The organism is Candidatus Eisenbacteria bacterium (genome assembly GCA_035712145.1).
Lineage (GTDB): Bacteria > Eisenbacteria > RBG-16-71-46 > RBG-16-71-46 > RBG-16-71-46 > DASTBI01.
In genome coordinates, this window is sequence record DASTBI010000025.1 from 1 (window position 1) to 17500 (window position 17500).

Here is a 17500-nt window from a genome sequence, read left to right on the forward strand (position 1 = left end):
TGACGACATGGACTGCGCGAATGGACGCGTGCGAGCCGCGGTCGTGTCCGGCAACATGCTCTACATCGGTGGCGACTTCACCCACGTCGGCCCGGCCACCGGATCGGGCGTTCCCATCGACGCCGTCACCGGGCTGCCCCCGTCTTCTTTCCCGCGCACGAATGGAGCGGTTGTCGCTGTGGCTCCGGATGGGGCGGGTGGCTGGTTCATCGGTGGCAGCTTCACCCAGATCGACGGCGCCTTCAGACCCGGAATCGCGCGCCTGAATCCTGACCTGACCCTGGCGGACTGGGGGGATCCCGCTTCCTTCACGAACGGAGACGTGCTCGCGATGGAGTTGAGCGGCTCCACGCTCTACGTGGGGGGAAGCTTCACGGTTCTCTGCGGACAGTCACGAGGCCGCGTGGCCGCGATCGACGTGACCACCGCCACCGTGCTGCCCTGGAATCCCGACTGCAACGGCGCCGTGACCGCTCTCGCGGTGAGCGGTCCGATCGTCTATCTGGGCGGCCAGTTCTCGACCGTCGGCGGACAGTCACGAGGGTCGATCGCCGCTTTGGATGCGGCGACCGGCGGGGTCACGTCATGGAATCCGGCCGCCGGCGGCAGCTCTTTCCCGATTGTCAGGAGCCTGCTGGCGAGCGGCTCGACGGTCTATGCGGGCGGGACCTTCACCTCCATCGGCGGCCAGTCACGCAGCAACTGCGCGGCACTCGACGCCACCAGCGGCGCGGCCATGGCCTGGAATCCGAGCCCGAACGGTGACGTGAATTCCATGGTGCTCAGTGGATCCACACTCCACGTCGGCGGTGGCTTCACCTCGATCGGTGGACAGTCACGATCTCGTGTCGCCGCCCTCGATGCCGCGACGGGCTCGACGCTGACGTGGTCGCCTGCCGTCAACGGAACCGTCGAGTGGCTGACCCTGCAGGGGGCCGCGCTCTACGTGGGCGGGGCCTTCACCAACGTTGCGGGACAGGACCGAAACAACATCGCGGTCGTCGATGCCACGAGCGGGGTGGTTTCGTCATGGAACCCCAGCGCCGGCGGCACCGTGAGAGCCGTCGCGGTCGACGGATCCACGGTGTTCGTCGGCGGCCTTTTCAAGATGATGGGCGTCACGAATCGGAACCGAATTGCCGCGATCGACCTGACCACGGGGAAGGTCACCCCCTGGAACCCGAACGCAAGTGGGAACGTGTTCGCGCTCGCGGTGAATGGCTCGACGGTTTACGTCGGGGGCGACTTCAACGTCATTGGTGGCGCGCCCCGAGGTCGACTCGCCGCCCTGGACGCGGGGACGGGTAACGCCACCCCCTGGAACCCGGGCGCGAACGCCTACGTGTCGAGCCTGGCGGTCACGGGGACGACGGTCTTCGCGGCCGGCGGGTTCACGATCATTGGGGGGAAGTCTCGCAGCACCATCGCCGCCGTGGACGCAACGACCGGGATTGCCACGAACTTCAACGCGAACATGAGCTCCGGACGAGTCAACGCCTTGGCCGTGAGCGGCTCATCCCTCTTCGTGGGAGGACTATTCAACGCGATCGGTGGCCAGGCACGCGCCAACCTCGCTGCCTTGGACGTCACCACCGGGAGTGCCACGGGCTGGTCCCCTCCGAGCATCAACGGAGAGGTCAACGCGCTCCTGACCTTCGGGTCGACGCTCTACTTCGGAGGGCTCTTCTCCACCGTCGGTGGCCAAGCTCGCCACAACACGGCCGCGGTGGATGCCGGTTCAGCCAGTCTCTTGGGCTGGAACCCCGACGTCAATGCACGCGTGCAAGCGCTGGCGATGGGCAACGCGGCGGTCTATCTGGGAGGAGACTTCAACGTCGTGGGCGGCTGGCCCCGATTCGGTGTCGCCGCGGTCAGCACCGGAAGTGGTTCTGTGGGGAGCTGGAATCCGCATCTCGATCCGATCCTCTCCAATCTGGAGATCGCGCTGGCGGTGGGAGGCTCCACCGTATGCATCGCCGGCCGATTCGAGGCGATCGAAGGCCTCCCCCACACCGAAGTCGCCGGTACGAGTCCGAGCCAGCCGATCGTCGGAGTCGACGAGCCGGCGACGGCTCGCGTCGAGCTGAGCCTCGACGGCCGTCCCAATCCGTTCCGCGAGGCGACCCGCATTCGATTCGATCTGCCCCGCGAGTCCGAAGTCTCGGTCCGCATCTACGACGTATCCGGACGCGAAGCCCGGCGACTCGCGGACCGGGCTCGGTTGGGACCGGGACCGCACGAGCTCGCCCTCGATGCCCGTGGGCTCGCGAGCGGCGTCTACCTGTGCCTGCTGAAGGCGGGAGAGGAATCGATCACGCGGCGGATGGTGCTGATTCCTTGAGGGGCTCGAGTTTCCGGCTAGCGGTTCAGCCTTGAATCCATCCTCTGGTAGACCTGGAGGACGATCAGGGCCAGGACTGCCGAGATGCCGGCCAAGGCGTATGCCTTGACGCCGACCGCGGCCCCGATCGCGGCCACCATCCAGATGCTGGCGGCGGTGGTCACGCCCAGCACCGTGCCTTCGTGACGCAGGATGCTTCCCGCTCCGAGGAAGCCCACGCCGGTCACGATCCCGTGGATGATGCGCGTGGGATCGAACGTGGTGCTTCCCATCGCGAGGAGCGCGTGGCGCGCGGTGAGCACGAAGAGCGTGGAGCCCATGCACACGAGCGTGTGCGTGCGCAGTCCGGCGGGCTTCTTGTCGGTCTGCCGCTCCCACCCGAGGAGCGTTCCCAGGGCCATCGACACCAGCATCGGGACGATGTCGTCGAAGACGTAGTCCATCATCGCCTCCGCCTGCTAGCGGCGTCGATACTCAGCGGGTCGCTTCTCCAGGAACGCCTTCAATCCTTCGTGCATGTCCTCGCTCGCCGCGAGGATGCCGAACAGGCTGCTCTCGAGCCGCAGTCCGTCCGCCAGCGAGGTCTGCATGCCGCGGTGCACAGCCTCGAGCACGGCGGCGACCGCGAGCGGGCCGTTCTTGAGCACCGACTGCGCGAGCTTCTCCGCCTCGGGAAGCAGCTGATCCTGCGGCACTACGCGATTCACGAGCCCGATGCGCTCGGCCTCCTCGGCCTTCACGCGGCGCGCGCTCGTCATCAGCTCGAGCGCTCGCGCCGGACCGATCAGACGCGGGAGCCGCTGCGTGCCGCCGTAGCCGGGGATGATTCCCAGCGATACCTCGGGAAGCCCGAGCACGGCATTGTCGGAAGCCAGCCGCAGGTGGCAGGCGAGCGCCAGCTCACAGCCACCGCCGAAGGCGTAACCGTTGATGGCGGCGATCACCAGCTTGGGCGACTGCTCCAATCGGTCGAGCACGCGCTGGCCGAACCGGGAGATCTCCTGCGCTCCGCGCGGATCGAGCACGGCCAATTCGTTGATGTCGGCGCCCGAGATGAAGCTCTTGGTCCCGCTTCCGGTGATGATGAGCGCCTGCTGCTCGGCGTCGGCGAGGAATCGCTGGGCGAAGTCTTCGATCTCGGCGAGCGTCTCGCGATTGAGCGCGTTGAGCACTTCGGGGCGGTGAATGCTCAGCACGGTCAAAGCCCCGCGGCTTTCGGCCAGCAAATTCTTGTACGTGGTGGACGTGGCGGTGGTCATCCGTAGCCTCGCGAAAGGTGTGGCGCAGTATAGGCAGGGGGCCTGACGGCTCTCAAGCACCGGGCCGCTTGTCGGGCGAAGCGGCGGGCCCTAGAATCGCGGGCCCCTTTCACCTCAACCCAAAGAGCGCCGAATGAGCGAAGGCATCACGCAGCCCGCGGTTCCTGCCACCTCCTCCCTGCAGACGGCGCTGGACTTCCTCGCGCAGCTCAGCCAGGTGGTGGTCTCCACCAACGAGCTCCAGCCGATCCTCGACTGGATGGTGGAGAAGACATCCACGCTGTTCGGCGCCGATGAAGGATCGATCCGTCTGCTCGGGCCCGAGATGATGTCGGCCGCGCCTCACACCATCGTGCGCAAGCAACGGGCGGGCCTCGAGTCGGGCTCGTGGGAAGCTCCGGTGGCGATGAGCGTGATGGGATTCCTCCTCACCAAGACCGAGCTGCTGAGCACCCCGGATCTCCTCTCCGACCCGCGCTTTCCGGGACTGAAGAACGTGACCAGCCGCGTCCGCGCCGTGCTGGCCGCGCCCCTCAGGGTGGAGAACCGCATCACCGGCATGCTGGCGGTCACCAGCCGGACGCCCGGGCGTGCCTGGAGTGCGGAGGAGATCCAGCTCCTCGGCATCATCGCGACCTACTCGGGCGAGGCCATCGACAAGGCGCGGCTGCGCGCTGAAGCCGAAGAGAAGCGGCGTCTCGAGGAAGAGCAGAAGCGCACGGAGAGCGAGTTCAACCAGGCCAAGGCGATCCAGATGACGCTCGTCCCATCGACGACGCTCGTGATCGGGCCGTGGGAGATCCTGGGCCGGGTCATCCCCGCGCGTCACGTGGGTGGTGACTACTTCGACTACTTCCCCATCGGCGCCGACCGCTTCGCCGTCACCATCGCGGACGTGTCGGGCAAAGGCCTCCCGGCGGCCATCATGATGTCCAACGTGCAGGCCTCGCTGCGAGCGTTCTGCGACGGGGAGATGCCCATCGACGAGGCGCTGCGCCGCGTCAACCGCAGCGTCGCGCGCTCGGCCATGCCGGGCAAGTTCATCACGCTCTTCTATGCCGAGATCGACGCGAGCAAGGGCCTGGTCCGGTACTCCAACGCCGGCCACAATCCACCGTATCTCCGCCGCGCCAACGGCGACCTGGAAGAGCTGAGCACGGGTGGGCTCGTGCTCGGTCCGATGGAAGATGCGACGTACTCCGTGGGCGAGACATCGTTCGGACCGCAAGACGCCTTGCTGCTTTTCAGCGACGGGATCTCGGAGGCGATGGATCCGCGGAACCAGGAGTACGGCGAGGAACGGCTGCGCGCGATCTGGAAGGAGTGCCAGCCGCTCGCCGCGCTGCCGGCGCTGGACCGCCTGATCGCCGACGTCGAGAGGTTCCGCGGCAGCCGCAGCCAGAGCGACGACATCACCGCGGTGGTCGTCGGGCCTCGTCCCGCCGCGTGACCCAGGCGGCAAAAGGCCGTCCCCCATGAGCCGTGCGCGCCTGATCGCCCTCATCGCGTTTCTCGTCGTCGTCTTCGTGAGCGCGATTGCCTTTTTCGCCTCGGTCAGCCTCCCCCCGGTCGATTCCCTCACTCGAACGCGCCCACGGCAGACATCGCTGATGCGCGCGCGGGCGGACGAGGCCAGACGCAAAGGACGCCGCGCCGTCATCGACCAGCGCTGGGTCGCGTACGACCACATTTCTCCCCTGCTCCGGCGCGCGGTGCTGATCGCCGAGGATGACGCCTTTTTCTCACACGACGGCCTCGACTGGAACGAGCTCAAGTCCGCTGCCCGCACCAACTGGAAGCGCGGCCGCATCGTTCGAGGCGGCAGCACGATCACCCAGCAGCTCGCGAAGAATCTCTACCTCGGTCAGGAGCGCAGCATCATCCGCAAGGCGCGCGAGATGCTGATCGCGCGTCGCTTGGAAGAGACGCTCTCGAAGCGCCGCATCTTCGAGCTCTACCTGAATCTCATCGAATGGGGCGATGGGATCTACGGCGCGGAAGCCGCGGCGCGGCGCCACTTCGGCGTCTCGGCCAGCAATCTCTCGCCGCGGCAGGCGGCTCTGCTGGCCTCGGTGATCATCAACCCGCGCCGCTTCTCGCCCGTCCAGCCGACGCGCCGCATCGAGAGGCGCATGAAGAAGATCCTCGGTCGCATGTGGCGGCGAGGCTTCCTGTCGGAATCGGAGTATCGCGTCGCGCTGGGCGAGGCCCCTCCCCCGTCCAGTCCCTTCGACTGGTTGTTCGGTGGCGGGGACCCTACGCCGACGCCGGAGGCGGCGCCGCCACCCGACACGACGTGGGAGGAAGAGGGACCGCTCGAAGAACCGGCCACGGTAGATACCTTGGCGGTCGACACGCTGCCGCCCTAGGGGCCGAGCACCTCGCGCACCAGACGTGACACGGTGCCGCCATCGGCGCGGCCTTTCACCTGTCCGAGCACGGCGCCGATCACCTTGCCGGCATCCTTGGGACCGGCCGCTTGAACGCGCTCCGCGGTCGCACGGATCAACGCCTTGAGCTCGTCCTCCGAGATCGCCTGAGGCAGGTAGCGCTGGGTCACCGCGATCTCCTGCTCCTCGCGCGCGACGAGGTCGGCTCGTCCGGCCTTCTTGAGCTCGTCGATCGTCTCCCGGCGCTTCTTGGCGTAGCGCATCAGGATCTCGATCTCCTCGTCGGCGGAGAATTCGGCGCCTTTCGGCTTCTTGGTCCGGGCCTCCATCAGCGCCGCCTTCAGCATGCGCAAGGTGCTCAGCGTTTCGGCGTCCTTGGCCTTCATCGCCGCCGTCATGTCGCTCTGGATACGGTCCTGAATCGACGGATCGCTCATGATCCCTCCCGAAAGAGGGCTGAGGTTAGCAGGTCGGCCACAGACGTGACGAAGGGGTTCATCCTTGACCGTCCTCGGCACGCTCCCTACCCTCGCGCCCGCGCGCGTCCCGCGCGCTGGAGGTCGCTTGAATCGAGAGCAACGTCTCGCGGAGCTCGAGCGTCGCCGCCGTGAAGCGCTGGTCGGCGGCGGCGAGGCCCGCGTCGCCAAGCAGCACGACAAAGGATGCCTCACCGCGCGGGAGCGCGTGGATCTCCTGCTCGATCCGGGCTCCTTCGTCGAGATCGGCTCCTTCGTCACCCACCGGAGCCACGACTTCGGAATGGAGAAGAAACGCTTCGTCGGCGACGGCGTGGTCGCCGGATGGGGCACCGTGGAAGGCCGTCTGGTTTACGCGTTCGCCCAGGACTTCACGGTGTTCGGCGGCACGATGAGCGAGGCCAACGCACGCAAGATCTGCAGCATCATGGACCTGGCCATGGACAACGGGGCCCCGATCGTGGGCCTCAATGATTCGGGTGGCGCGCGCATTCAGGAAGGCGTGATTTCGCTTGGAGCTTACGCCGACGTCTTCCTGCGGAACACGCTGGCCTCGGGCGTGGTGCCCCAGATCTCCGCGATCATGGGCCCTTGCGCCGGCGGTGCGGTCTACTCGCCGGCCATCACCGACTTCACGATCATGGTGGAGGGCACGAGCCACATGTTCGTGACCGGTCCCGAGGTCATCAAGGCCGTGACCTCGGAAGAGGTGAGCTTCGAGGACCTCGGCGGCGCCTGGACCCACAATACGAAGAGCGGAGTGGCTCATTTCGTCGCGCGCGACGACGCCGACGCGATCCGCCAGGTGCGAAGGCTGCTCTCGTTCCTGCCTTCGCACAACGCCGAGGATTCGCCGCGTCGCGAATGCCGCGATCCCATCGAGCGCCGCGAGGCGATCCTTGGTGACGTGGTCCCCGACGCCCCGGACAAGCCTTACGACATGAAGGACGTCGTCCGGCCGATCGTTGACGACGGCGACTTCTTCGAGGTCCACGAGCACTTCGCGCCGAACCTGATCGTCGGCTTTGCCCGGCTCCACGGCCGTACCGTCGGCATCGTCGGGAACCAACCCAAGGTGCTGGCCGGCGTGCTGGACATCGATTCATCGGTGAAAGGCGCGCGATTCGTGCGCTTCTGCGACGCGTTCAACATCCCGATCGTCACCTTCGAGGACGTCCCTGGTTTCCTGCCCGGAACACGCCAGGAGTGGGGAGGCATCATCCGGCACGGAGCGAAGCTCCTGTACGCGTACTGCGAAGCCACCGTGCCCAAGCTCACCGTCGTCGTGCGCAAGGCGTACGGAGGCGCTTACGACGTCATGTCGAGCAAGCACATTCGCGGCGATTACAACGTCGCCTGGCCTTCCGCGGAGATGGCGGTGATGGGCGCCGAGGGCGCCGTGAACATTCTCTACCGCGACGAGATTGCGCGCGCGAAGGACCCGGCAGAGGAGCGTCGCCGCCTGGTCGCGGAGTACAACGAGAAGTTCGCGAGCCCATGGATCGCCGCCGAGCTCGGATACCTGGACGACGTGATCGATCCTCGGGACACGCGACCCAAGCTGATCGCCGCACTCGAGATGCTGCGCGGGAAACGCCAGAGCCTGCCCTTCAAGAAACACGGCAACCCGCCCCTCTAAGTCATTGCGGGGAAGGAAGACACAGCCTCAGGTCACCAACATGGCGTCACCGTAGGAGTAGAAACGGTAGCCGCCATCGAGCGCATGGCGATATGCGCGACGCACGAGGTCCTCTCCCGCGAACGCTGCCACCAGCAGCAGCAGAGTCGTGCGCGGCAGGTGGAAGTTCGTAAGCAGGGCGTCGACCGCCTGGAAGCGGTAAGGCGCCAGGATGTACTTGCGAGTCCAGCCCGAGGCTGGCCCGAGGGTTCCACCGTTCTCGTCGGACGCGGACTCGAGAGCCCGCACCGCCGTGGTACCGACCGCAACGATCCTCCCCCCGCCTTCGCGCGCCCTTCGCAGGCGATCGGCGACATCGGCGGAGACCTCGTAGTACTCCTCGTCCATCACGTGCGCGCGTGGATCCGAGACCGTCACGGGCCGAAAGGTCCCCGGTCCGACGTGGAGCAGCACGCGCTCGAGCAGGATTCCCCGGGACTCGAGCGCGGCAAGGAGCCCCTCGCTGAAGTGGAGCCCGGCGGTCGGAGCCGCCACCGCCCCTTCGATCCGGGCAAACACGGTCTGGTAGCGCTCGCGATCGGCCGCATCCGGAGCATGATGGATGTAGGGCGGCAGCGGGACCTGGCCACGCCTCGACAGGGTGGCTTCGAGGTTGCCCTCGACGATGCGCACCACGCGCTCGCCGTCCTTCCCCGCCGCGGTGACTTCGACCGTCAGTGAATCGTCGACGGTGGCGAGACGATGGCCAGGCTGCGCGTGGCGGGCCGGCCGGGCGAGCACGCGCCACGATGAGGCCCCGCCGCCGGGCTCTGGTCGCACGAACAGAAGCTCGACTTTCCCTCCGGTGGGGCGGCGTACCTCGAGCCTTGCGGGACGAACCCTCGTTTCATTGAGCACCAGGACGTCGCCGGGCCTGAGGCGATCTGGAAGCTCCGCGACAACGGCGTCCGACAAGCGCGAAGTCTCGCGCTCCACGATCAGGAGCTTCGCGTCCTCCCGCCGGGGCAGTGGATGCTGGGCGATGCGCTCGGGGGGAAGCTCGTAGTCGAGATCTTCGAGCCGCAAGGCGGGGGCCCGTGTCAGGGCAGCGGCAGCTCGGGCTGTGCGGGACCGCCCTCGCGCACCATCGGCGGCGGCGTGAACCCGAGGTGCTTATAGGCCAGCGGCGTCGCTTCTCGGCCGCGCGCCGTGCGTTTGAGGAATCCCTCCTGGATGAGGAAAGGCTCGTAGACGTCCTCGAGCGTGGTTGCTTCCTCGCCGACCACGACCGCCAGCGTGTTGAGACCCACCGGACCACCTTGGTACTTGGTGATCAGCGCGTCGAGCAGACGGCGATCCATCTCGTCGAGACCCCGCTCGTCCACGCCCAGGAGCCGCAGAGCCTCGTGGGTGACGGGCAGCGTGATGGCGCCGTCGGCCTTGATGAGCGCGAAGTCACGGACGCGGCGCAGCAGACGATTCGCGACACGAGGCGTTCCTCGCGAGCGACCCGCAAGCTCGACGGCGGCCTCCGCAGCGATCTTCACGCCCAGGATTCCCGCCGAGCGCCGGACGATCGAAGCCAGATCCGCGGGACCGTAATAGTCGAGCCTCAGCGTCACGCCGAATCGGGCGCGCAGGGGCGAAGATAGAAGGCCGGCCCGCGTCGTCGCGCCCACCAGTGTGAAGCGCTCCAGATTGAGCTTGAGCGAGCGGGCGCTCGGACCGCGGTCGAGGAGGATGTCGAGCGTGAAGTCCTCGAGCGCCGGATAGAGGTACTCCTCCACCACCGGGCTCAGGCGATGGATCTCGTCGACGAACAGGATGCCGCGGGGCTGGAGATTGGTGAGCAATCCCGCGAGATCGCCGGGGCGCTCGATCACCGGGCCCGAGGTCTGCGTGATCTCCACGCCCAGCTCATGCGCGAGGATCGCCGCGAGCGTGGTCTTGCCGAGCCCAGGAGGGCCGTGGAACAGCACGTGGTCGAGCGCCTCGCCACGCCTCCGGGCCGCCTGGAGGAAGATGCCGAGCTGCTCCTTGATCCCGGGCTGGCCGACGAACTCCCCGAGCTCGAGCGGACGGAGTCGTGGCTCCTCCTGGATGTCCTCGCTGAAGCGGGCCGGGTCGGCGACGCGGCCAGGATGCTCCACCGCACCGCGTGAAGCTTTCGGGGTTGGAATCACGGGGCCCTCCCTAGCGCACGCCGGCCGTGGACTTGGAGAGACGCGCCAGCGACTGCCGCACGAGCGCTTCGAGCGACAGATCGTCCTCCGATCCCGCCACCTTTCTCACCGCATCCTGCGCCTGCGCCTGACTGTAACCCAGACGCACCAGCGCCGCGACGGCGTCATCGAAGCGCTCGGATTTCGGCAGCACGCCGCGCTCGGCGGCCGGCGAGCCGGCGGACTGCGCCGTCACAACCAGCTCCATCTTGTCGCGAAGCTCGACCACCAGCCGCTCTGCCGTCTTGCGGCCCACGCCGGAAATGCCGACCAGCTGCGCGACGTTCTCCTCGCGTATCGCGCGCGCGAGCGCCGCGGGCTTGAGCCCCGAGAGCACGGCCAGGGCGACCTTGGGGCCCACGCCGCTTACCGTGATCAACAGCTCGAAGAGTCGACGCTCCTCGAGGTCGGCGAATCCGAAGAGCTGAAGCGCGTCTTCGCGCACGACCTGGTGGGTATAGAGGAACACGGCTTCGCCGGGCTCGGGCAGGACACGCGAGGTGTGGCTCGAGACGCTGACCCGGTAGCCGACGCCGGAGGTCTCGATCACGCAGTGGGCTGCGGCTTTCTCCGAGAGCACGCCGCGCAATGACGCGATCATCGTCGCGCTCCTCGCGCGAGCAAGGCGGCGAGCCGCTCGGCGGCCGCCGAAGCGGCCCGCGCCGGAGCGGTGAAGCGAGCGCGATGCAGGTGGCAGATGGCGGTGGCCAGCGCGTCGGCGGCATCGCTCTGCGGCGTCGACCGTAGCGCCAGAAGGCGACGGACCATGAGCGCCACCTGCTCCTTGGTGGCCCCGCCGTTGCCCACCACGCTCAGCTTGATCTCACGCGGCGTGTACTCCGCCACCGCCACGCCACGCTGGACCGCGGCGACCAGCAACGCTCCCCGCACATGGCCGAGCACCAGCGTCGAGTGGACGCTCTCATGGTAGAAGGCCTTCTCCACCACGACATACTCGGGGCTGGACTGCTCGATGACCTCGCCGATCTTCGCGGCGATGTCGTGGAGGCGGCGCGGCAGATCGAGGCGCGCGGAAGGCGCGACGGCCCCCTGGACGACGCAGGTCATGCGATTCCCCGACCGCTCCACGATGCCGAAGCCGGTCCGTCGGCTGCCAGGGTCCAGTCCCAGGACGCGCATCGAGCTCCTACTTGGAGAGTCGGGCCATCACGTCTTCAGAGATGTCGAAGTTCGAGTAGACCTTCTGGACGTCATCGTGATCTTCGAGCGCCTCGACGAGCCTGAGCAGCGTCTCGGCGTCCTTGCCCTCCACCGGGACGTGCAGCCCCGCGATCCGCGTGACCTCGGCGCTGGCGATCGGAATGCCGCGGCTGGCCAGGGCCTCCCTCACGACCTCCATCCTTCCGGGAGCGGTGAGGACCTCGAATGTCTCCCCTTCGGCGGCCACATCGTCGGCTCCGGCGTCGAGCGCCGCCTCCATCAGCGTATCCTCGGAGACCGCGGCGCGCTCGACGACGATCATCCCATGGGGCTTGAAGAGGTGGGCGACACTGCCGGCTTCTCCCAGCTTGCCCCCGTGTTTGGTGAACAGGTGTCGGACGTCGCCGGTCGTGCGGTTGCGATTGTCGGTCGCGACCTCGACGAGGATCGCCGCGCCGCCAGGCCCATAACCTTCATACTGCGTCTCTTCGTAGTGGGCGCCGTCGACTTCACCGGTGCCGCGCTTGACCGCGCGATCGATGTTCGCGGCCGGCATGTTGACCGACTTGGCCGCGGCGATCGCGGTGCGCAGACGGGGATTCGCGTTGGGATCACCGCCGCCGTGCCGGGCGGCAATCGTGATCTCTTTGATGTACTTCGAGAACATCTTCCCGCGCGCCTGGTCGGTCGCGGCCTTTTTCCGCTTGATGGTCGCCCATTTGGAGTGGCCGGACATGACTCGCCGGCGGCATCACGCGTGAGCCGCCGCCTCCTTCTCCGCCTTGGCGGCCGCGATCACGCGGTCGGACTGGTCGCGTGGCACTTCTTCGTAGTGAGCGGTGCGCGCCGCGTGCATGCCGCGTCCCTGGGTGATGGACCGCAGGTGGCTGGCGTACTTGTAGAGCTCGGCCATGGGCACCAGGGCGCGGATCACCTGGTACCGGCCGTCGGCCTCGGTGCCCAGGATGCGCCCTCGCTTGGATGACAGGTCGCCCATGACGTCCCCGAGGAACTCCTCCGGCACTCGCACCGTGATCTCGTCGATCGGCTCGAGCAGGACCGGCGAGGCCTTGAGCATGGCCTGATGGAAGCAGGTCTCGGCAGCGATCTTGAACGCCATTTCGGATGAATCGACGTCGTGGTGCTTGCCGAAGAAGACAGCGACCCTCACGTCCACCACCGGATAACCGGCCAGCGGTCCGCGGTCCATTCCGGCGATGACGCCCTTCTCCACCGCGGGAATGAACTGGTTCGGGATGACGCCGCCCTTGACCTCGTCGGCGAATTCGAAGCCCTCGCCCCGCTTGCGCGGCTCGAGCCGCAGATGGACCTCGCCGAACTGGCCGCGGCCACCGGTCTGCTTCTTGTGGCGGTACTGATCCTCTGCCTTCTGACGGATGGTCTCGCGATAAGGCACGCGCGGCTTGTTGAGCAGCACCTCGACGCCGAATCGTTTCTTGAGGCGGTCGACCATGACTTCGAGGTGCAGGTCGCCCATCCCCGACACCAGGGTCTCCTTGGTGCTCGGCTCGAAGTGCTTGCCGAAGGTCGGATCCTCCTCGTGGAGCCGTGCGAGCCCCTGCGCCACCTTTTCTTCGTCCCCCTTGTTCTTGGGATGCAGGCTCTCCGTCGTCACCGGTTTTGGGAATTGAGGCGCCGGCAGGGTCACCGGCCGCGAGCGATCGGCGAGCGTGTCGGCGGTGTGGGTCTCCTTGAGCTTCACCGCGGCGACGATGTCGCCCGCATGGGCGACCGGGCAGTCGTGCCGCTCCCTCCCGATCAGCTGATAGAGCGCTCCGAGCTTCTCGGGACGGCTACGCACCACGTTCATCAACTCCTGACCCTGGGAGAGCTTGCCTGAGAAGATCCGCAGCAGAGAGAGGTCCCCGAGATGCTGCTCGGAGAGCACCTTGAACACCAGCGCCGCCGCGGGCTGGGCCACGTCGGCCTTGCACTCCACCTCCGCACCCGAGGCGTTCTTGCCGACGATCGGCTTGACCTCGACCGGCGATGGCAGGACGTCCACCACCTCGTCGAGCACTTCCTTGACGCCGTGGTTGTTGTACGCGGAGCAACAGAAGACTGGAAGAAGATCGCCGAGCACGACCCGCTCGCAGAGTCCGTGACGGATCTCGGCATAGGAGAGATCGCCACTGCTCAGGAACTTCTCCATCAGCTGCTCGTCGCCGGTGGCCGCTTCCTCCATGAGTTTGGCGCGGGCATCGGCGACCTCGTCCTTCATGTCGTCGGGAATCGGGATCTCCTGGCTCTTCGCCTCCATCCCCTTTCCCGTGAAGCTGTAGGCCTTGTTCTCGATGAGGTCGACGATACCGTGGAAGTGCTCGGCCTCGCCGATCGGGAGCTGGACGGGCACTGCGTTCGCGCCGAGTCGATCGTGAACCGACTTCAGGGCGGCGGAGAAGTTCGCGTGCTCCTTGTCCATCATGTTCACGACCACGAGCGTGGGTGTCTTCTGCTTGCGAAGGATCTCCCACACCACTTCGGTGCCGACCTCGGCGCCGGCATTCGCGCGGAGCACCAGGATGGCTGAATCCGCGGCCCGCAGCGCCCCATAGACGTCGGCGACGAAGTCAGGGAATCCCGGAGTATCGAGAAGATTCACCTTGTGGCCAGACCACTCGAACTGGGCCAGCCCGAGATTGATGGTGATCTGCCGCTGGATCTCGTCGGGCGCGTGATCGAGGAGCGTGGTCCCGTCCGTGACGCGACCCAGTCGGCTCGTGGCTTTGGCCAGGAACAGCATCGCTTCGGCGAGACTCGTTTTTCCCACGCCGTGGTGAGCGACGAGCGCGACGTTGCGAATACTGGTGGTCGGGTACTCCTTCAAAGGGCACCTCCCGTTGGCGTGTGGGATGGTGTGGTGTCGGAGCTGAGCGTGGAGGGCTCCCGAGCGCTCGCGGATTCGCGTAAGGCTTTGGGCCCGTGGAATCTAACACCGGCGCTGCAAGCGGGTCAAGAACACGGCCGCCGAGAGGACGAACGATCCTTTGACCCACTTCGCCGCAGACGTACTCTAATGAAGCATGCGTCCTTCGTCATGGATCCAGGACCATCTCGTCCGGCGCGCGGTGGCTTCCCTGCTTGCCCTCGGCTGCCTCTCGATGGCCGCCTTCGTGGGCGCCGATCCGCCCAAGCTGCCGCCTGGTGACCCCGCGGCGGGCAAGAAGACCTTTCAGGTGAAGTGTGTCCCCTGCCACAAGGCCGACGGCAGTGGAGGCATCAAGCTGACCGGGAATCCGACGCCGAATTGGCGTGACCCGAAACGGATGGCGGACCCGAAGTACACCGACGAGTACTTTCGGGAGTGCATGACGAACGGCAAGGTGAAGTCGGGGATGCAACCCATCACCAAGATCGGCGTCGACCTCAAGGAGATCCCGAACCTCATCGCCTACGTCAGGACGTTCTCCCGGAAGAAGTGACGGTCAGCGGATGTCGATGCGGTAGGGAAGCCACGCGAGAGCCACACCGTTCGGAAGCAACGCCACGGCGAGGAACGAGCTGAGCCCCGGAACCAGACGAAGGGCGCTCTCCTCCCAGTCGTCGTTGACCATCTCCGAGAAGATCCGCTGGAGGAATGTCTTGTCGACCTTGGGATAGATCTCGACCGCGACCTGCTCCTCCGGAGGGATGTCCGCAAGGCGCTTGGCCACGTCCACCGCCTTCTCGATCCCGCCCAGCTCGTCGACGAGGCCGTTTCGAGCGGCGGCGATGCCGCTCCACACCCTCCCTTGCGCGACACGCTCGACCTCGTCCTCCTTCATCTCACGCCCTTTCGCCACCCGGTTCACGAAGGTCCGGTAGACGTGCATCATGCTCTTTCGGAATTGCTCGGACTCCTCCGGCGAGAAGTCTTTGAAGGGTGACAGCATCTCCGCGTGCTTGCCGCGCGTGACGGTTTCGACGTTGAGTCCGACCTTGTGATAGAGGCCCAGCACGTTGAGCTTGCCTCCATAGACCCCGATCGAGCCGGTGATGGTGGAAGGCTGCGCCACGATCGAGCTGCCCGCGACCGACAGGTAGTAGCCACCCGAAGCCGCGTAGTCAGACATCGAGATCACGACCGGCTTCACTTTGTTCAGCCGCTCGACCGCTCGCCACATCTCATCCGAGGCCGGCGCCGATCCTCCCGGGCTGTCGACCCGAAGGATCACTGCCTTGACCGAATGACGCTCACGGACTTCATCGAGCGCGTCGACCAGCGTCTCGCTGCCCAGGATCTCTTCGTCACCCGGAGCGCCGCGGCTCTTCCCTTCGGAGATCGTTCCCGACGCCACCACCATCGCGAACCTCGACCGAGCCGGCGGATGGCGGAGGCGCTCCGCGTATCGCCAGAGCGAGATCGTGTGATCGGAATCCCCGACCTCCTGCGCAACGAGCGAGTCCAGCTCGGATTCGTAGAGCACCGTATCGATCAGGCCCTGAGCCCACGCCTCGGGCGCGTCATAAGGCCCCTGGTCGAGCAGCGCGGCCACCGTGTCTCGTGGCAGGTCCCTGGCCACGGCCAGCGTATCGAGCAGCGATCCGTAGAGGTCGTCGACCAGCGCCTGCAGTGCTTCGCGTGCGGGCGGAGACATCTCGCGTCGGGTGAAGCCCTCGGCCCCGGACTTGTAGGTGCCTGCCTGCTCGAAGTTCGGATTGACGTCGAGCTTGTCGAAGGTGCCGCGCATGAACAACGCGGAGGCCGTCAGGCCATCGAGCTGGAGCACCGTGAGCGGGGGCGACGAGATCAGGTCAGCCGAGGAGGCCAGGAGATATTCCCGCTCCCCGCCGCCGGTGAAACTCGCGTAGACCGGCTTTCCAGACTGACGGAACGCCTCGATGGCCTCGCGGACCTCAGTGACCTTCGCCCAGCCCCAGTCGACCGGACCGACGTGGAGCACGAGAGCTGTGATGTGATCGTCTTCCGCGGCCTGTCGCAGACCGAAGGCCACTTTCCACAGCAGAGGCCGCGAAGGCTGGAACCAGTCCACGGCATAGGGGCTCTCGGGAGGCTCTCCTTCCTCGAGGTACTCGGGCACGTCGAAGACCAGCACGCTCGACTCGGGAACGGAATCCAGGGGATGACGGAGGGTCAGCGCCGCAAAGACCGCGGCAGCGCCGAGCAGGACCAGCAATAGCAGGAAGACGAACACTCCACGACGTGCGGACATGGATTCGCCCCGAGTTGGAGGATGAGGACCCGGAGCAGAGTGTACGCGTGCGGCGAATGATGTAAAGCCGAGGGTCAGCGCAGCGAGCGGACGAGCTCCAGAGAGGCATAGATGCTACGGGCGTTCTGCACCGGATCCTCGTGGTATTCCCAGCGGAAAGCACCCATTGCCTTCAAGCGAAGTCCGGCGGCCAATCCCTGATCCGCGATCAAATCGAGCCCCCAAAAGACATAGGAGCTGTGCAGGAAATGCGCGCCGATTCCCGATGCGCTGTGGTAATCGCGCCAGCCGGCCGACGGAGTCACGCTCCACCATGCCCGCGCGCCAATGTATTCGACTCCGAGAGAGCCGCTCATCTCCCGGTACTCCTCTGCCGGATCGAGCGCCGCGAACAAGTCTTCGACTCGAGGGCCGATCGCCAGGGCCCATCGTGCATTCGGCTCCCATCGCATCAGGAGTCCGAGCCTAGAAACCTGGTAGTTGAAGTACAGCGTGCTGTCCTGAAGGTCATAACGCGTGGCCTCTCCCTCCGCCCGGGCGCCGACGCTCCATGCTCCCGGCAGTGCGACTCGTGCGTCGACGGCGCTGTTTCCCAGCCAGAAGTTGTCGCGGCTCGTCGGGACGACTCGGACGGTCACACGACGAGTGAGGTTGGCGTCCAGTGCCAGCCAGTTTCCACCCCCTCGAGTTCGCCACCGGACCTCTCCCAGATGCTCGTAGTGATCGCGGTCCACCGAATCAGGAAAGGCGCGAGCCGTCACTGCGTATCCGAATCTCCACTCATCGCCCTCGAGCCCCAGATGGTCCACGGCCGTGAAGACCGACCATCCGTTCCGATCCGGTTGGAATTCGCTCCCGA

Annotated in this window: 16 protein-coding genes (1 of these 16 cut by a window edge); 5 read left to right on the forward strand and 11 right to left on the reverse strand. The window is 66.6% G+C overall.

The window, feature by feature from the left end; genetic code table 11:
• Positions 1-2341, forward strand: a 2341-nt coding sequence (locus VFQ05_01145) for a T9SS type A sorting domain-containing protein (GenBank protein ID HET9325358.1), incomplete at its 5' end; no start/stop codon positions are given.
• A 17-nt stretch (positions 2342-2358) separates the two neighbouring features.
• Here the strand turns inward: VFQ05_01145 and VFQ05_01150 are convergent.
• On the reverse strand, positions 2359-2784 hold the full coding sequence (locus tag VFQ05_01150; GenBank protein ID HET9325359.1) for an MgtC/SapB family protein: 426 nt from the start codon (positions 2782-2784) through the stop codon (positions 2359-2361).
• Between the two features lie 15 nt (positions 2785-2799).
• On the reverse strand, positions 2800-3600 hold the full coding sequence (locus VFQ05_01155; protein ID HET9325360.1) for an enoyl-CoA hydratase-related protein: 801 nt from the start codon (positions 3598-3600) through the stop codon (positions 2800-2802).
• A 133-nt stretch (positions 3601-3733) separates the two neighbouring features.
• Between VFQ05_01155 and VFQ05_01160 the strand changes: the two genes are divergently transcribed.
• Positions 3734-5050, forward strand: a complete 1317-nt coding sequence (locus VFQ05_01160; protein ID HET9325361.1) for a GAF domain-containing SpoIIE family protein phosphatase — start codon at positions 3734-3736, stop codon at positions 5048-5050.
• Between the two features lie 25 nt (positions 5051-5075).
• Positions 5076-5969, forward strand: a complete 894-nt coding sequence (gene mtgA / locus VFQ05_01165; protein HET9325362.1) for a monofunctional biosynthetic peptidoglycan transglycosylase — start codon at positions 5076-5078, stop codon at positions 5967-5969.
• Here the strand turns inward: mtgA and VFQ05_01170 are convergent.
• Positions 5966-6427, reverse strand: a complete 462-nt coding sequence (locus tag VFQ05_01170) for a GatB/YqeY domain-containing protein (protein HET9325363.1) — start codon at positions 6425-6427, stop codon at positions 5966-5968. The genes mtgA and VFQ05_01170 overlap by 4 nt on opposite strands.
• A gap of 127 nt (positions 6428-6554) precedes the next feature.
• Here VFQ05_01170 and VFQ05_01175 point away from each other — a divergent pair, with 127 nt between their 5' ends.
• On the forward strand, positions 6555-8105 hold the full coding sequence (locus VFQ05_01175) for an acyl-CoA carboxylase subunit beta (protein HET9325364.1): 1551 nt from the start codon (positions 6555-6557) through the stop codon (positions 8103-8105).
• 27 nt (positions 8106-8132) lie between these two features.
• Here VFQ05_01175 and queA read toward each other — a convergent pair whose 3' ends face one another.
• The 6 genes from queA to fusA all read right to left on the reverse strand — a co-directional run bounded on the left by queA (position 8133) and on the right by fusA (position 14315).
• Entirely contained in the window at positions 8133-9170 is a 1038-nt protein-coding gene (queA, locus tag VFQ05_01180; protein ID HET9325365.1) for a tRNA preQ1(34) S-adenosylmethionine ribosyltransferase-isomerase QueA, read from the reverse strand.
• Positions 9171-9184: 14 nt separating this feature from the next.
• A complete protein-coding gene (gene ruvB / locus VFQ05_01185) occupies positions 9185-10186 on the reverse strand; it encodes a Holliday junction branch migration DNA helicase RuvB (protein ID HET9325366.1) in 1002 nt (333 codons plus the stop codon).
• Positions 10187-10277: 91 nt separating this feature from the next.
• Positions 10278-10907 carry a Holliday junction branch migration protein RuvA gene (gene ruvA / locus VFQ05_01190; protein ID HET9325367.1) on the reverse strand — a complete coding sequence of 210 codons (630 nt, stop codon included), beginning with the start codon at positions 10905-10907 and terminating at the stop codon, positions 10278-10280.
• Entirely contained in the window at positions 10904-11446 is a 543-nt protein-coding gene (gene ruvC / locus VFQ05_01195; GenBank protein ID HET9325368.1) for a crossover junction endodeoxyribonuclease RuvC, read from the reverse strand. Before ruvC ends, ruvA begins: the two co-directional genes overlap by 4 nt.
• A 7-nt stretch (positions 11447-11453) precedes the next feature.
• Entirely contained in the window at positions 11454-12203 is a 750-nt protein-coding gene (locus VFQ05_01200) for a YebC/PmpR family DNA-binding transcriptional regulator (GenBank protein ID HET9325369.1), read from the reverse strand.
• Between the two features lie 15 nt (positions 12204-12218).
• Entirely contained in the window at positions 12219-14315 is a 2097-nt protein-coding gene (gene fusA / locus VFQ05_01205) for an elongation factor G (protein ID HET9325370.1), read from the reverse strand.
• 196 nt (positions 14316-14511) lie between these two features.
• Here fusA and VFQ05_01210 point away from each other — a divergent pair, with 196 nt between their 5' ends.
• Positions 14512-14910 (forward strand): c-type cytochrome, encoded by a 399-nt coding sequence (locus VFQ05_01210; protein HET9325371.1) that lies wholly within the window; start codon positions 14512-14514, stop codon positions 14908-14910.
• Between the two features lie 3 nt (positions 14911-14913).
• On the opposite strand, the gene sppA is transcribed toward VFQ05_01210, so the two are convergent.
• Together sppA and VFQ05_01220 are read right to left on the reverse strand one after the other, a co-directional pair.
• The gene (sppA, locus tag VFQ05_01215) at positions 14914-16641 is read right to left on the reverse strand and encodes a signal peptide peptidase SppA (protein ID HET9325372.1); all 1728 of its coding nucleotides are present in this window, start codon (positions 16639-16641) and stop codon (positions 14914-14916) included.
• A gap of 74 nt (positions 16642-16715) precedes the next feature.
• Positions 16716-17500, reverse strand: partial view of a hypothetical protein gene (locus VFQ05_01220; protein HET9325373.1) — the 3' portion only. 406 nt of this gene lie beyond the right edge of the window; the window shows 785 of its 1191 coding nt (coding positions 407-1191); the start codon falls outside the window, past its right edge; the stop codon is at positions 16716-16718.

Bases quoted from the DNA above. Each gene is read 5' to 3' on its own strand.
- VFQ05_01150 (HET9325359.1), bottom strand. From the start codon at position 2,784: ATGGACTACGTCTTCGACGACATCGTCCCGATGCTGGTGTCGATGGCC.
- VFQ05_01155 (HET9325360.1), bottom strand. From the start codon at position 3,600: ATGACCACCGCCACGTCCACCACGTACAAGAATTTGCTGGCCGAAAGC.
- VFQ05_01160 (HET9325361.1), top strand. From the start codon at position 3,734: ATGAGCGAAGGCATCACGCAGCCCGCGGTTCCTGCCACCTCCTCCCTG.
- mtgA (HET9325362.1), top strand. From the start codon at position 5,076: ATGAGCCGTGCGCGCCTGATCGCCCTCATCGCGTTTCTCGTCGTCGTC.
- VFQ05_01170 (HET9325363.1), bottom strand. From the start codon at position 6,427: ATGAGCGATCCGTCGATTCAGGACCGTATCCAGAGCGACATGACGGCG.
- ruvA (HET9325367.1), bottom strand. From the start codon at position 10,907: ATGATCGCGTCATTGCGCGGCGTGCTCTCGGAGAAAGCCGCAGCCCAC.
- ruvC (HET9325368.1), bottom strand. From the start codon at position 11,446: ATGCGCGTCCTGGGACTGGACCCTGGCAGCCGACGGACCGGCTTCGGC.
- VFQ05_01200 (HET9325369.1), bottom strand. From the start codon at position 12,203: ATGTCCGGCCACTCCAAATGGGCGACCATCAAGCGGAAAAAGGCCGCG.
- VFQ05_01210 (HET9325371.1), top strand. From the start codon at position 14,512: ATGCGTCCTTCGTCATGGATCCAGGACCATCTCGTCCGGCGCGCGGTG.
- sppA (HET9325372.1), bottom strand. From the start codon at position 16,641: ATGTCCGCACGTCGTGGAGTGTTCGTCTTCCTGCTATTGCTGGTCCTG.